Annotated in this window: 14 protein-coding genes; 5 read left to right on the top strand and 9 right to left on the bottom strand. The window is 42.8% G+C overall.

Going from position 1 to position 14,022, the window contains the following annotated elements; genetic code table 11:
• Positions 1 to 55: 55 nt before the first annotated feature.
• From ACVBIU_RS07650 to ACVBIU_RS07640, 3 genes are all read right to left on the bottom strand, one after another.
• Positions 56 to 397 (bottom strand): 5-carboxymethyl-2-hydroxymuconate Delta-isomerase, encoded by a 342-nt coding sequence (locus ACVBIU_RS07650; protein ID WP_447162453.1) that lies wholly within the window; start codon positions 395 to 397, stop codon positions 56 to 58.
• A 48-nt stretch (positions 398 to 445) separates the two neighbouring features.
• The gene (locus tag ACVBIU_RS07645) at positions 446 to 793 is read right to left on the bottom strand and encodes a VOC family protein (RefSeq protein ID WP_447162452.1); all 348 of its coding nucleotides are present in this window, start codon (positions 791 to 793) and stop codon (positions 446 to 448) included.
• A gap of 291 nt (positions 794 to 1,084) precedes the next feature.
• Positions 1,085 to 1,792, bottom strand: coding sequence for a DUF445 domain-containing protein (locus tag ACVBIU_RS07640; RefSeq protein ID WP_447162451.1), 708 nt, complete (start codon positions 1,790 to 1,792; stop codon positions 1,085 to 1,087).
• 367 nt (positions 1,793 to 2,159) lie between these two features.
• Between ACVBIU_RS07640 and ACVBIU_RS07635 the strand changes: the two genes are divergently transcribed.
• The 3 genes from ACVBIU_RS07635 (at position 2,160) to ACVBIU_RS07625 (ending at position 6,701) form a co-directional block, all read left to right on the top strand.
• The gene (locus ACVBIU_RS07635) at positions 2,160 to 5,273 is read left to right on the top strand and encodes a DUF748 domain-containing protein (RefSeq protein ID WP_447163382.1); all 3,114 of its coding nucleotides are present in this window, start codon (positions 2,160 to 2,162) and stop codon (positions 5,271 to 5,273) included.
• A gap of 338 nt (positions 5,274 to 5,611) precedes the next feature.
• Positions 5,612 to 6,256: a Type 1 glutamine amidotransferase-like domain-containing protein gene (locus ACVBIU_RS07630; protein ID WP_447162449.1), complete on the top strand. Its 645-nt coding sequence runs from the start codon at positions 5,612 to 5,614 to the stop codon at positions 6,254 to 6,256.
• A gap of 88 nt (positions 6,257 to 6,344) precedes the next feature.
• Positions 6,345 to 6,701: a glutathione S-transferase N-terminal domain-containing protein gene (locus tag ACVBIU_RS07625; protein ID WP_447162448.1), complete on the top strand. Its 357-nt coding sequence runs from the start codon at positions 6,345 to 6,347 to the stop codon at positions 6,699 to 6,701.
• A gap of 230 nt (positions 6,702 to 6,931) precedes the next feature.
• Here the strand turns inward: ACVBIU_RS07625 and ACVBIU_RS07620 are convergent, their stop codons facing one another.
• The 6 genes from ACVBIU_RS07620 to ACVBIU_RS07595 form a co-directional block, all read right to left on the bottom strand.
• The gene (locus ACVBIU_RS07620) at positions 6,932 to 7,483 is read right to left on the bottom strand and encodes a YbhB/YbcL family Raf kinase inhibitor-like protein (RefSeq protein WP_447163383.1); all 552 of its coding nucleotides are present in this window, start codon (positions 7,481 to 7,483) and stop codon (positions 6,932 to 6,934) included.
• Between the two features lie 158 nt (positions 7,484 to 7,641).
• A complete protein-coding gene (locus tag ACVBIU_RS07615) occupies positions 7,642 to 8,454 on the bottom strand; it encodes a RecX family transcriptional regulator (protein WP_447163384.1) in 813 nt (270 codons plus the stop codon).
• A gap of 308 nt (positions 8,455 to 8,762) precedes the next feature.
• A complete protein-coding gene (locus ACVBIU_RS07610) occupies positions 8,763 to 9,167 on the bottom strand; it encodes a CBS domain-containing protein (RefSeq protein ID WP_447162445.1) in 405 nt (134 codons plus the stop codon).
• Positions 9,164 to 9,514 carry a P-II family nitrogen regulator gene (locus tag ACVBIU_RS07605; RefSeq protein ID WP_447162444.1) on the bottom strand — a complete coding sequence of 117 codons (351 nt, stop codon included), beginning with the start codon at positions 9,512 to 9,514 and terminating at the stop codon, positions 9,164 to 9,166. Before ACVBIU_RS07605 ends, ACVBIU_RS07610 begins: the two co-directional genes overlap by 4 nt.
• Complete coding sequence (locus tag ACVBIU_RS07600; protein WP_447162443.1) at positions 9,504 to 10,289, bottom strand: DUF1538 domain-containing protein; 786 nt, start codon at positions 10,287 to 10,289, stop codon at positions 9,504 to 9,506. The genes ACVBIU_RS07605 and ACVBIU_RS07600 overlap by 11 nt, the downstream gene beginning before the upstream one ends.
• Positions 10,290 to 10,316: 27 nt before the next feature.
• Positions 10,317 to 11,051 (bottom strand): DUF1538 family protein, encoded by a 735-nt coding sequence (locus ACVBIU_RS07595; protein WP_447162442.1) that lies wholly within the window; start codon positions 11,049 to 11,051, stop codon positions 10,317 to 10,319.
• Between the two features lie 732 nt (positions 11,052 to 11,783).
• On the opposite strand from ACVBIU_RS07595, the gene ACVBIU_RS07590 reads away from it, so the two are divergent.
• Both ACVBIU_RS07590 and ACVBIU_RS07585 read left to right on the top strand, forming a co-directional pair.
• The gene (locus ACVBIU_RS07590) at positions 11,784 to 13,367 is read left to right on the top strand and encodes an anthranilate synthase component 1 (RefSeq protein WP_447163385.1); all 1,584 of its coding nucleotides are present in this window, start codon (positions 11,784 to 11,786) and stop codon (positions 13,365 to 13,367) included.
• Positions 13,364 to 13,999, top strand: coding sequence for an aminodeoxychorismate/anthranilate synthase component II (locus tag ACVBIU_RS07585; RefSeq protein ID WP_447163386.1), 636 nt, complete (start codon positions 13,364 to 13,366; stop codon positions 13,997 to 13,999). Before ACVBIU_RS07590 ends, ACVBIU_RS07585 begins: the two co-directional genes overlap by 4 nt.
• Positions 14,000 to 14,022: the final 23 nt, after the last annotated feature.

Genomic DNA, 14,022 nt, shown 5'->3' with positions numbered 1-14,022 from the left:
CACTCATATGAGTGGCTTTTTGCTTTGCACTTTAGATTAATCAGTCATGCTAAAATCAGTTTAACGCTTTAAAGTAATGCTGCTTAATATCGACCACTTCTAAAGTCACACTACTCACCGTTGCAGTAATGAGTGCAATTGCATCATAAACCCGCTCAATCAGTAAAGCCTTCTGCTCATCGGTGCGCCCCGGCATGATAGCAATGTTGAGGTGAATAAAACTGCCCTGCTCTTCCTCGCCTATTTGGAAATAATCACAAGCATAGGCCCGCGTCTTAATCGCTTTTGGCTCAAACAACTCTGACTCAGTAAGACCTCTATGACTGGCGGCAACTAAAGCGTCAATGGATAGCACTTCGGCTAATGGTGCGGAATACTCTATGGTGCAATGTGGCATAGTCTGCTCTTTTTATTCTTAGGGTATAGGGAATAAGGGGATAAAGCCTTACTCAGACCAAACAGCATATTCATTGCCATTCGTGTCCAGAAAGTGAAAACGACGTCCGCCAGGAAAAGTAAAAACTTGCTGGCTTATTTGCCCACCAGCATCAATGACTTTAGTTTGTGATTCTTCAAGCTGATTGGAGTACAGCACGATAAGAGGTGAACCGGAGGCGATAGTGAATGCCTTCTCACTGACAAAAAAACCGCCTGCGATACCCGCATCGACAAAACAGCTATATTCGGGGCCGTAATCAATAAACTCCCAACCGAACACTTGATTAAAGAAAGCCTTAGTCTTATTGATCTCTTTTACTGGGATCTCAAGATAGTTAATACTATGGTGCTGCATATGCCACTCCTGTGAATGCTTAACCCATGATGACTCGCTCTGTGCTTACTAACAAAAGACTTTTTAATAAACACGTTCCTAGATAAAAGCTTAACTCAGCAAATAACGCCTCAGTGATTAAAGCATATTCTGGTTAAAATCACAGCAGCTAAAGCGAGCAATACACGCTTACAAATACCCCATAAAAAAGGGAGCCTAATACCAATCAGTATCAGCTCCCTACTTTAGAACTTTAATTTAGAGCTTTAATCTAAAATTCAATTTAACGCTTTGCTAATGATGTTAGCTTATTTAGCTCTGGATAAGCGCCGCGGCTAAACCGATTAAGCCACCAAATACACCGCCCCACACCACTAACCAACCTAAGTGTTCACGGATCATCTCTTGTATGATCTCTTTAACCAGTTGTGGCGTTAACTCATCGAGCCTTTGGGTCACAATCTCTTCCACCTTGACGCGCATATCCGCAATCATATCGGGCTGCTCTAACTCTTCTTTTACTAATGCGTAAAAGTCATCGCTTTGGGCAATATCACTCAACGAGCTTTTCATTTTCTCAATAAAAGGCTCACGCAGCGGCGTTATCGCATCTGTACCACCAAACATGGCTAGCATACCGCCTAAAGACGATTGCGCCACAGTACTCACCAACGCATCAAATGCCGGAGACAGATCAATTTTATCAATAACAGGTTGCAGATTTAGTTGCTTTTCAATCCCGCCCTCACCTGATAGAAAACGATCGATATTTTCGATCGTAAAAAACTGATTCATCATTAAGTGTGCAATTGCAGCTTTAAATTCTTCAAAACGCGAGGGTATAACCCCTGAGCCGTATAACCCAGGTACCTTCTCAAACAACATATGGATAGCTAACCAATTGGTCACAGCACCAGATAGTGCAAACAAGCCAACAGTTAACACAATCGGTAAAGCAAACAGATAGCCGACAGCAACAAAGATAGCTGCAATCAAATTGGTGATAACACTCTTATTCAAGCTAATTCCCCAAAGCAAGATAAAAAACGCGCTATGGTATCAACCAAGAAAGACCTGAAGCAATAGGTTTAATCACGCTTATTTGATCTGCTTCCCATACACGTGCCCATAGTCAAGACTCATGCAACATCAATGAACATAAGTTGCACTGCTAGCTAAAGCGCAGAAACTGGCTCCTGTAACATATTTATTCGTACGTTAATAAAAACGTTACATTTTAAAAAAACATTATGATACCAGAATCATTTACACGATAATGAAGCTAAAATTAGTAGTGTGAGTATCGACCATTAACAACTTATGCTACGTATGATTTTTGTTAGTGAAATAAACACTCTGCCACAAAATTAAATCGACAAAGGTCTGTATGTCTTTTATCAAAACATCATTTCAAGCTGTGCTGAATGGCTACCGTCAGCGTCCAAAGTATCAGCGTTTACTCATCATAGTGACCGCCATTTATTTTACTTTTACTGCAATACTAGGCTTATTGGTACCCTATATTGTGGTTAAGCAAGTACCCGAGCAGTTATCTTCGTTGCTACAGCGCCCGGTTACTCTTGAAAACGTCAAGGTCAACCCGTTCACTCTTGAAGTCGCCATCGATAAATTCGAATTACAAGAGACAGATAGCAAACCCTTTGTTGGCTTTTCACAATTAAACTTTGAGTACCAATTTTGGGACTCGGTTTTTAATACCGCCTTCAGCATCGCTAATGTCACGTTAACAGCGCCAGTAATCAACGTTGAGCGACTCAATACGCCGCAAACATTACGCTTTAATTTTTCAGATATTATTGAGACATTAGCAAATCGCCCTAAAGATAAAAGCGACGAGGAGCCGACAAAGTCAGCTGGGATCCCGCACTTTATCGTCACAAACTTAGCGATTGTGAATGCTGATCTGAACTTTACAGATAAGCTTACCCATAGCCAATTGCACTACCCAGCATTAAACCTCAATATCAAGTATTTTGACTCTAATCATGCGATTACATCGTCACTTAACAATCTTGAACTTGAACAAAAAACCAACCACTATGCAATTCATGTTGTCGGCCGTAACGGCGGTGAAATTACCACTCAAGGGCTAGTACAATTATCACCCTTGAATATTGTTGGAGATGTGCAACTGACCAATATCCAACTGCCACAATTTTGGTCTTTTATCTCGGCGCAGTTTGCCCCTCAACTAACCTCTGGACAATTTAGTTTATCGAGTCATTATCAGCTGCAAATGCAAGAGAATAAACTTCAGTTTACCACCGACCAGGGCATGCTAGAATTAGCTGACATCAACTTTGATTATCAAAAGCAATCAATTATAAAGCTCCCCATCATCGCTCTTAAAGGTATCGAGTTTAACCTTAAGCAGAGATCGGTAACGGCAGAAACGCTCGATACCGAGGGGCTTGTGCTCAATGCTAAATTGAACAAAGATGGCATTAATCTGGCGACAATCTTTACCCCTATCAATACAACACCAAACGACTCTTCAGCAGTAAAAACCCATAATGATAAGGCTGTCATATCTGCCAATCAGGCTCAAACCGCTAAGAGCAGTTGGACTGCAATACTCAAAGGCATCAACCTTAAAGATTACCAAGTGAATCTAAGCGAGCAATTAGTCACTCAAAATACCTTATGGCAAATAGAGGATATTGAACTGACGACTGGAGCCATAAACGCCGATCTCGCCTCGCCAATTGACTACCAATTATCACTCAACGTGAATCAACAGGGTCTATTGGCATCAAACGGTCATATCGACGCATTAAAACAATTAGTGAACGCCAAAGTGTCAGTCACCAAGTTTGCACTGCCACAAATACAAAACTACCTGAAACCTTATGTCAATATTGAGCTCAAGCAAGGTGATTTTAGCACTGAGGGAGACTTTGCCTTTAATGCCCAAACTCAACAGTTAAGCTATACCGGCAGCTTAGGCGTCAATGACTTACTGATTAAAGATACGCTACAGAAAAAAGACTTAATAAAATGGAAAAACTTAGAGGTCAATCGTTTAGCATTCGATAAAAATGCCAACAGTATCAATATCGATCATGTCGCGCTAAATCAGCCTTATGGCCGGATAATGATCGCTAAAGATAAGAGCACCAACATAGGTGATCTGTTTATAGTACCAACGGCTGCAGCTCCTAAAACCACAACTGAAACCACAACTCAGCATAAAGCCGTCACAGCCAATGTTGTAACTAAGCAAGAGCATCAACAGGAAACAGCTAGCAAGCCACTGGCCTTGACCATCAACAAAATCAGCTTTAAAGAGGGTTCTACCTTTTTCGCCGATAACTCGTTGACACCTAATTTTGCTGCCAGTATCGAATATTTAGATGGCAATATAAGCAAATTGTCTTCAAACAGTGAGCAAACAGCCACCGTAGATATTAAAGGTAAGATTGATCGCTACGCACCCGTTAGCTTAAAGGGAGATATCAACCCACTGCTTAAGCAGCCTTATTTAGATCTTGCCCTTAGCTTCAAACATGTCGAGCTTACCTCGATAAGCCCCTACGCTGGTACCTACGCAGGTTATTACATTGATAAAGGGCTATTGTCATTAGCGCTTAACTACCGACTCGATAATAGCCAATTAATTGGGGAGAACCATTTAGTCATCGACCAATTAAAGCTGGGACAACCTAGCGATAGTAGTCTTGCTACCACCTTGCCTGTGACTTTAGCCATTGCACTCTTGCAAAATAGACACGGCGTGATTGATTTAGGCCTTAAAGTCTCTGGTGATGTAGACGACCCAAGCTTTAGTATTGGCAGCATCGTCATGACCGCCTTTACTAATGTGATCACCAAAGCAGTAACCGCTCCCTTTACTTTGCTTGCGGGGCTACTTGGTTCTGATGAAGAACAACTCGATAAAGTCAGTTTCGCAGCCGGTATCGCGAGCCTCGATGACAGCCAACAAACTAAACTTAACAAGCTGGCCACGGGCTTAGTTGATAGACCCATGCTAACCCTCAGCGTTAAAGGCAGTGTTAACATGCAAGAAGATAGCAAAGCGCTCAGAGAGCAACAGCTTAACGCTAAGCTCGCTCAAACAGCCAAACTGGATATCACATCACTGCCTGTTGATTTATCACCTAGCAGTTACCCAACAACTGGGGCATTGTCTGATGCGCTAATAACGCTCTATGAAACAGAGCTTGCTAGCCCAGCTAAAAAGGTGAAAGAGAAAATCGAAGCAGAACATCAAGGAGAGAACAAACTTACTGTTCTCCAGCTTACACAGCGCTGGCATATCGCACTGTATAACTTTCTGCTGCGTGCACAACGACTCCCAGAGGCTGCACTTGGGCATCTAGCACAACAACGTGCGACTGCGGTTAAAACCTATTTAATTGAACAAGAGAAAATTGAACCACAAAGAATATTCCTACTCGATAGCCAAGTGGAGCTCAATACAGGTTCAAGCCAGGCCTTACTGACCTTGGGTGCGAATTAACGTCAATTCAATTACCTCCTGCCTAATAAAAAGCACGCATCTTTGCGTGCTTTTTATTGGGCAGCTGATCGCAAATCATTCATCGCCATCAAAGAGCTATTGAAAAGAGCTATTACTTATCAACCTTGTGATTAACTGCCTTGTACTTAGCAGGCTTGTACTAGACTACCTTTTGTTTGACAGCCTTGTGCTTGGCTGTCTCCTGCTGAGCTCGCTTGTATTTAGCTGGCTTGTGCTTGGCTAGTAGGCTTTAAACTCAATGTAAGATCGGCTAAAGTCGAGTCATAATCCACATCATAGCAATGCTGATACACTGGCATCATCTAAGGACAGAACCGATGAAACTCGCCCTACTGAGTGATCCTAATACTGAAAATGGCCAAGCCGCAATTAAAGCAGTGCTTACATCCATAGCAACAACCAACAAACATCCCCAGCTAACAATTGGCTATATCGCCTCTGAGCCCGACCCTCAAAGAGAGTACTTTTTGCAAACTCAGCAGATGTATCAAACACTCGATGCAACGCTATCTGTTTATCTTGAGTTAGAATCAGGCTTTTCACCGAGCAGTCTCGAGGCGCTGTTAAACTGCGATGCCATTCATCTCTCTGGCGGTGATACCTATCGTTTCTTAAAAGCAATGCAACAGCAAAAACTATTACCCATTTTGCGCCAATATGCAGTCAATGGTGGTGCACTCATTGGCGTTAGCGCAGGTGCGATGCTCATAACCTCAAGTATTGAAAGCGCTGCACTTTGCGGCGACATCAATCATTGTCAGCTTACAGATTTTACAGCGCTCAACTTAGTGGACTTTATGTTTGCGCCCCACATCAGCCCTGTGCGGCTTGAAAGCAAGTCATTTAAACAACAGCTTTCAGCATTTAGTCAGCAGATCTGTTTATGTCCGGACAATGCCAGCCTAGTAATGATTTCTGGAGCGATAGAAGAGATAGGCCATTGTCATTGGTCAAAGTCATAAAGATGAAAGCAGATCTTTAATCATTACTTTCAACCCTGTAACGCTTGAGTTAAAATCTGCGCGAATAACAATACATCAGAGGTAGTTAATGTTTATCATTCGTTGGGTATTAGGACGTATCATCCTGTTTTTAAACTTTGTTTTTTCACCTAAAAAACTAAAGCGTCCACAAGAAGAACAACAACAAATCGACAACGCAACCAGCAATATGACTATTTACGAATATAAGGCGTGCCCATTTTGCGTTAAAGTTCGTCGTTCTTTGCGTCGCCAAGGCTTAAATATCGTCACTCTCGATGCCAAGCAAGAACCACATAAGAGCACATTGCTAAACGAAGGTGGAAAGCTACAGGTTCCTTGCATGAAAATTGTAGAAAATGGTCAATCAACTTGGATGTATGAGTCTTCAGAGATCATTGGCTTTCTCGATAAAAAATTTGCTTAACCCGCAGGCCTGCTTTCTCGCCCTAAAAGTGTCAACTTAACTCAAGTCGATGTATTTCGGGAGGAGCTGTAAATAAGTAAAAGCAACCAGATAAAACAAAAGGCAGCATATCAATGCTGCCTTTTTCATAGCGGTTACTCAAACGATAATTTAACCCAAGTTACTAATACGTACCGGTTACTATTATTTATCCGTAACTAATACCTGCTAATACCAATTACTTAAGTCTACTACCTTGCATTTGTCGGTGCAGTCAGCACCGCCTTGCCCAGAAGATGTTGATAAATATTATACCCAGCCAGCGCAGCTGTGCCACTCTCTGGTAATTCAAGATGAACAACATCTAGCGCATAAACAGTGATTTGGTAATTATGTGGCGCAGCACCTTCAGGAGGACAGCCACCGCCAAATCCTTTGAAGCCAAAATCATTAGAAACCATACTTGCCCCTTTAGGAAGATTAGCCCCTCCCTTTAGACCCGAGTTAGCCGGCAAACTCTGAGTACTTGCTGGTAAATTAACAACCATCCAATGCCACCAGCCGCTCCCAGTAGGTGCATCAGGGTCGTACATTGTCACAGCAAAACTTTTAGTGCCTTCTGGAACATCGCTCCAACTGAGCTCTGGAGAGATATTTTCTCCACTGCAGCCCCATTGATTAAATAGCTGGGCATTTTTAAGGCTCTGACCTTCAGTGACATTTGTACTCTTTAACTCTATCGCCTGACTAGAAAGTGCAAATAAACTACATGCAGCTAATAACAAGACTTTATTGAATCTCATATATCCTACCTATATTGATTTGATTTGATTTATCTCTACGTCACAATCAAATAAGCATAGTCGAAAAAAGTCGACTTGCCTTTAATCTAAGTTTCGGGGGGCCAACAGATATAATTAAAATTCGATAGCTGCTTGGTTAATCAGTAATACTGATGCCTTCAAAGCTCATCATCAGGGCTCATGGCCTCTTTTATTTCATCACTGCTAAAACCTTTACGGGATAGATACGCATAAGCTTTCGACTTCTCTTTATAGTCAGATAAATCATAGCGCTTTTTTGCTAGCTCTTTTTTACAGCTCTGATAAAAATCAATATTTCCAGCAAGCGTCAATTGATACAAGGTATCGACAAAATCACTCACATCAATCAATCGCTGTTTTAACTCCTGCAAGATAAGAGTTTCACCTTTGCCTTTATTATATAACTTGATGATTTCGGCGGTTAAGTCGGCTTTATCCGCTTTTACGGCGAGTTTACTACGCAAGGTTTCACGCATCGGGTGTTGTGCTAATGCGTGATCAGTTTCTACCCGAGAAAAACCTTTTGTGGTCATCATGGCATAGACTTTCTCTTTATTAGTACCATAAAAATTATCATACCTATTGAGTAGCCTAGAGGTTGCCATCTCATAGGTGTCGACTTTTCGCTCGTCCATCACCTGCTCTATCGCGTTATCAATATCAGTAATGGACACGCCACGCTGCTGTAACTTACGCCTAATCGCGCCAGCACCGAGTTCATGACTAAAGGCTAGCTCGCAATAACGCAGTGCAAAGTCAAAATCATTTTTTAGATACCCACCCTCGATGAGCCTAGCGAGTACGGTATCAATCCATTCTTGATTTTCGGTTTTACGCTCAAGCTTGGTACGAATTTCATTAATGGTGAAATCCTGCTGACTAAGATGCCAATAGGCACTATTAAAAACATTATCGATGGTTTTGGCTTGACGTAATGGTGGGCGCTGCATAACAAATTGAACTTAAATTAAAAAGTAACCAAAGCCAGTGTAGCAGATCCCAGTATTGTTGAGGAATAGCCCTGTGACCGGATCCCACGCTACCGAACAAGCAGCCACTATGTCCTCATAAACTTTAAAACTATACTTAACATAATGATGTGGCCGCAGCACTCCGGTATTTATTGGACAATAACAGTCCTTCATTAAAGAGAAGCACTTCGTGGTGAGGTTTGTTTAATTCATATATAAATCGCGGCTAATCTTAGTGACAGTATTAGCGACTGTGAGACTGTATTAGCCACGATAACAGCCGCATATTAGCCACGATTAATCATGCCTTTAAGCACAATATCGTGGTAACTCACAAGTCCTGCTATTTTGTTATCCTCAATCACTGGCGCCTTGGTAATACCGAAACGGTCAAACAAACGTGCGCTATAACGAACATCCATCCGCCCAGGTACCGTCAGCACAGGTTTAACCATAATCTCATACACATTCACTCGCTCTGGCGATCTATCTTGTGCTAAAACCTTTTTAGCGATGTCACTCATCAACACCATACCAAACTCATCATCATCGTGACGTTTATTAACAAACAATACGTTCACCTTATTGTTAACTGCATGTTCAATAGCTTCTGCTACGGTTTGCAGTCCATCAATCATGGCGTAGTCTTGACTCATCACATCATGATTTCTTACAGGGTTTTCGGTCTTCATATTTGGTCCTCAATATCACGACTTAATTTTTGTACTTGGTGCGCAACACCTACCGCATCTTCCACATCGATTTGAATAGCGATACCTTTACCGGAATCGCTATCAAACTCACCCACTTCACTTACGGTTTCTAAAATGGTTCGACATAAATGCTCTTCAACTAATAACAACACCACATCTCGCTGAACATCTAACGTTAAGCCCATAAAGGTTTTCTGTTTCTTAAGACCTTCACCGCGAGCGTGATTAATGACTGTAGCGCCTGTCGCACCTTTACTACGAGCCGCATCTAAAACCGAGTCTGTACAGGCATCATCAATAAACACCAGAATAAGTTTAAAGCGCATTATCTCGCTCCTTTTGGGTTCTATTCTTAAATTCCACCAATTGGGCATAGCCCATCACAGTGATCATGGGAAACAAGCTGGCAAAGGCAATAAGGCCAAAGCCATCAATAAGGGGATTACGTCCCTCAACATTGGTCGCTAAGCCTAAACCTAAAGCAGCAACTAACGGAACGGTGACCGTAGAGGTCGTCACACCGCCAGAATCATAAGCCAGTGGTACTATCATTTTAGGTGCATAAAAGGTTTGAATAACCACCAGCACATAACCCGCCATAATGTAGTAGTGAATAGGATCCCCAACGACAATTCGAAAGCACCCTAATGCAATACCAAAGGCTACGCCGATAGCCACTGAAATACGTAAGCCTTGAATACCGATAGTGCCACCGGAAACCTGATTGGCTTTAATCGCCACCGCAATCAAAGAAGGCTCAGCAATAGTCGTACTAAAACCAATTGCTGCGGCAAAAATGTAAACCCAATAATAGTCCTGCCAAGCATTAACTGTATTTTGTAAATCGCCTTCATGGATAAACTCATGGGAGGTAAGCTGTTCTGCCATACTCTCGCCAATGGGGAACAGCGCCATCTCTAGACCGACTAAGAAAAAGCTTAGCCCTAAAATGACATACACAAACCCCGCAACCACTCGTCGCCAATTGGCAACAGGCCTTTTTAATACGCCGAGCTGAAAACCAAAAAGAATAATCGCTATCGGCACCACATCGCGTATGGTGACCAGTAAGGTATCAAGCACTTGGTGCAACATATCCATTAAAGCACTCCCATTAAAGCACCACTATTAAAGCACCACCATTCCGTAAATAAGCACAAAGATCATTGGCATTAAACTGGCAAAAGCAATCAGGCCAAAGCCATCTAACATCGGGTTTCGGCCCTTAATCACTGTGGCAAGCCCCACACCTAGAGCTGTCACTAAAGGCACGGTAATTGTTGATGTTGTCACCCCGCCAGAATCATAGGCGATACCAATAATGTTTTCAGGCGCAAATGAGGTCAAAATCATCACTATGATGTAGCCTGAAATAATCAGGTAATGGATAGGCCAGCCTTTTAAAATTCTGACCACACCAAGCAAAATTGCCAGGCCCACTGATAAGGCCACGGTTAATCTCAGCCCCATAGCGTAGCTATCCATTGACGCTTCACTCGACTTTATCGCCCCGACCTCAGCTGCTACCTCCGCCGCTTCATTAGCCACAGCGGTTAACGCAGGCTCTGCCAATGTGGTGCCAAAGCCGAGCGAAAAAGAAAATACCACTAACCAAAACACGCTGCCCTTGCGAGCCAGTGCCTGCGCAAGCGATTCACCGATGGGAAACAGTCCCATTTCGAGACCAAATACAAAGAAAGTTAACCCGACGATAATGAAAACAAGACCGATTAAAATCGAAAAAAGGTTATCGGGTGCTTGTTGTAAGACAAATATCTCAAAGAAGCAGACCACCAAAATAATAGGGATCAAATCTTTGAAACTATTAAACAACGCCTTTAACAGCTGATTGATTGAAGCCATATTCACTCCTTTGGGGCCACATTTTCAGTGTGCCAAAACGAGCGCGGATCACAACAAATATTTAACAGGCGTTACACCAAGTTTGCGCTAGATCAAATATCGAGGCTATCGAAACAAAAATTAAGCTGTTAGGCAGCAAAACAAATCAAGAGATCCAGCAAGAAATCATTGCCCGCGCTTTTACATACTGGTTGTAGGTCTCTTTGTTGATGCATTATTGTGCGCAATGTTCATTTAACGGCTTACAAGCTACAAACAATCAAATTCGACAATGACAGTTTTTAGCAAAATCCACTCAAAAAACACCAAAATCACCCTATAAAAATAAAATTAGACAAATTTATACACTCAATTAGTGAAAATCAGTCAAAAATAGAAATATTCAATTGACAGCTTTCACCCGCAAATGTTTTTATATAGTCACTGAAACAAACAAGATGAATTTTAAATGACACAGTTTAATACTTTCCAAAACATTAATTGGTGGTGGCACTTCCCAACTTAGCGGGTGGTGTGAAACTGTGTGCTCATAGAACTGAGCCAAGATTCAACAAGAAAGCCCGCACACTCTGCGGGCTTTCTTGTATTTAAGCGATAATAAAACAGCGAGAAACAAGAAAGCCAAGGCAGCGGGCAATGAGCAATGACGTGTAATAGGCATCGTGATTGATATAAGATAAAGTGAGATAAAACAATGAATAATGCATTACCCTACAAGGCAGGAGCAGGAGCATGACACAGCATACTATCGCTAAAGTTGTCACTCAAAAAGAGGCGTTGGCATATCACGATGACCCGCTTCGCTTATACCAGCATGTGACTCAAGATGCCCCTCATACCATGTTGCTTGAATCGGCTGAAATTGACAGCAAAGATCACTTAAAGAGTATCGTCCTGACACACTCAGCCATGAAGATCCGCTGCGACGGTTACCAGTTACAATTTCAAGCGTTAACTGACAATGGTAAGGCATTGCTAGCCCCTATCCGCACATTCTTTCAGCAAGCTTTTCCAAGTAGCCAATGCCAAGTAACTTCCGAATCGAGCCTCATTGTTACCCTACAAAAAGAGCGTAATCAACTCGATGAAGATGCCCGCTTAAAGTCGACCTCCCCGCTCGATGGTCTCAGAATGCTGGTTAAACACATTCGCTGTGATGAAAGCCCTGAGTTTGAAGATCTGTTTCTGGGCGGCGTACTCTCTTATGACTTAATTGATACCGTAGAACCGCTACCAAGTGTGCCAGAGGGGGATAACACCTGCCCAGACTACTTGTTTTACCTCGCCGAAACGTTAATTCTTGTGGATCATCAGCAGCAAAGCGCTGAAATTGTTACTCATCAATTTATTGAGCCCACACACGTTACCTCAAGCCACGTAAGCCAACAGCTCAATGAGCGTATGGCCCAATTACAGCAAGCCTGTCACTCACTCGCTCCCATTGCAAAATTGCAAACAGTTGACGCCAAAACCCAAGTCAATATTTGTGATGAAGACTTCAAAGGTACCGTCAATGCTCTCAAAGAGCACATTATTGCCGGCGATATTTTCCAAGTGGTGCCATCTCGTAGTTTTAGCTTACCTTGCCCAAATACATTAGGTGCATACCGTGCGTTAAGGCTGACGAATCCAAGCCCTTACATGTTTTATTTTCGCGGTGACGACTTTACTTTGTTTGGTGCATCACCTGAAAGTGCACTCAAATATGAAGCTAAGAGCAATCAAGTTGAGATCTACCCGATTGCTGGTACTCGTAAACGGGGTAAAACCGCCAGTGGCGAAATCGACTTTGATCTAGATAGCCGCAACGAGCTTGAACTGCGCTTAGATAAAAAAGAGCTGTCTGAACACATTATGTTAGTTGATTTAGCCCGCAACGATATTGCCCGTATTAGCCAAAGCGGTACCCGTAAAGTACCTGAACTACTAAAGGTAGACAGATATTCCCACGTGATGCATTTAGTCAGCCGAGTAACAGGTCAGTTAAGAACTGACTTAGATGCCCTTCATGCTTATCAAGCTTGCATGAACATGGGTACATTAACAGGTGCCCCGAAGGTCAGCGCGGCCCAACTTATTCGCGGCGCTGAAAAAACACGCCGTGGCAGCTACGGCGGCGCCGTAGGTTACTTAAATGGCCTTGGTGATATGGATACCTGTATTGTGATCCGCTCAGCCTTTGTAAAAGATGGCACCGCCTATATTCAAGCAGGTGCAGGCGTAGTGTTTGACTCCGATCCGCAAGCCGAAGCCGATGAGACTCGCCAAAAAGCACAAGCGGTAATTTCAGCCATAAAGATGGGAGGTGGACGATGAAAATCTATCTACTCGATAATTTCGACTCGTTCACTTACAACCTAGTGGATCAGTTTAGAAGCCTTGGTTATAAAGTCGTGATCTACCGTAACGATGTTGACGCTAACTTTATCGCCAACAAACTGTTAAACGAAACCGTGCCAGCGGCCCTGGTATTATCACCTGGGCCTGGCGCGCCCCATGAAGCTGGCTCGCTGATGGCATTAATTGAAAGTGTAGCGGGAAAAGTCCCAATGCTGGGCATTTGTCTTGGCCACCAAGCATTAGTTGAGCATTACGGCGGTAAAGTTGAGCGCGCCAAACAAGTCGTTCATGGTAAAGCGAGCCCAACCTTTCATAACGGCCAAGGGATCTTTGTAGGTTTGCCATCACCGCTTCCTGTGGCTCGTTATCACAGCTTAGTGGCAACGAAAGTGCCAGATTGCTTAGAGGTTATCGCCACCACAGAAGAGATGCCAATGGCGATTATTCATAGACAAGACAAGGCGGTGGGTTTTCAGTTTCACCCTGAATCGATTTTAACCACCTTAGGCAGCCAATTATTAGTGCAAAGCTTAGATTATCTTGCCCGCTCTTTAGCTGATGGAAACCAGAACCTAACTAGCCTAAGCCCAACTGAAGTAAAAGGATAAGATTATGAGCCAAACTCAAGTTA

This window comes from Shewanella sp. 30m-14, assembly GCF_052977125.1.
This window is presented reverse-complemented; position numbering and strand designations above follow the sequence as displayed.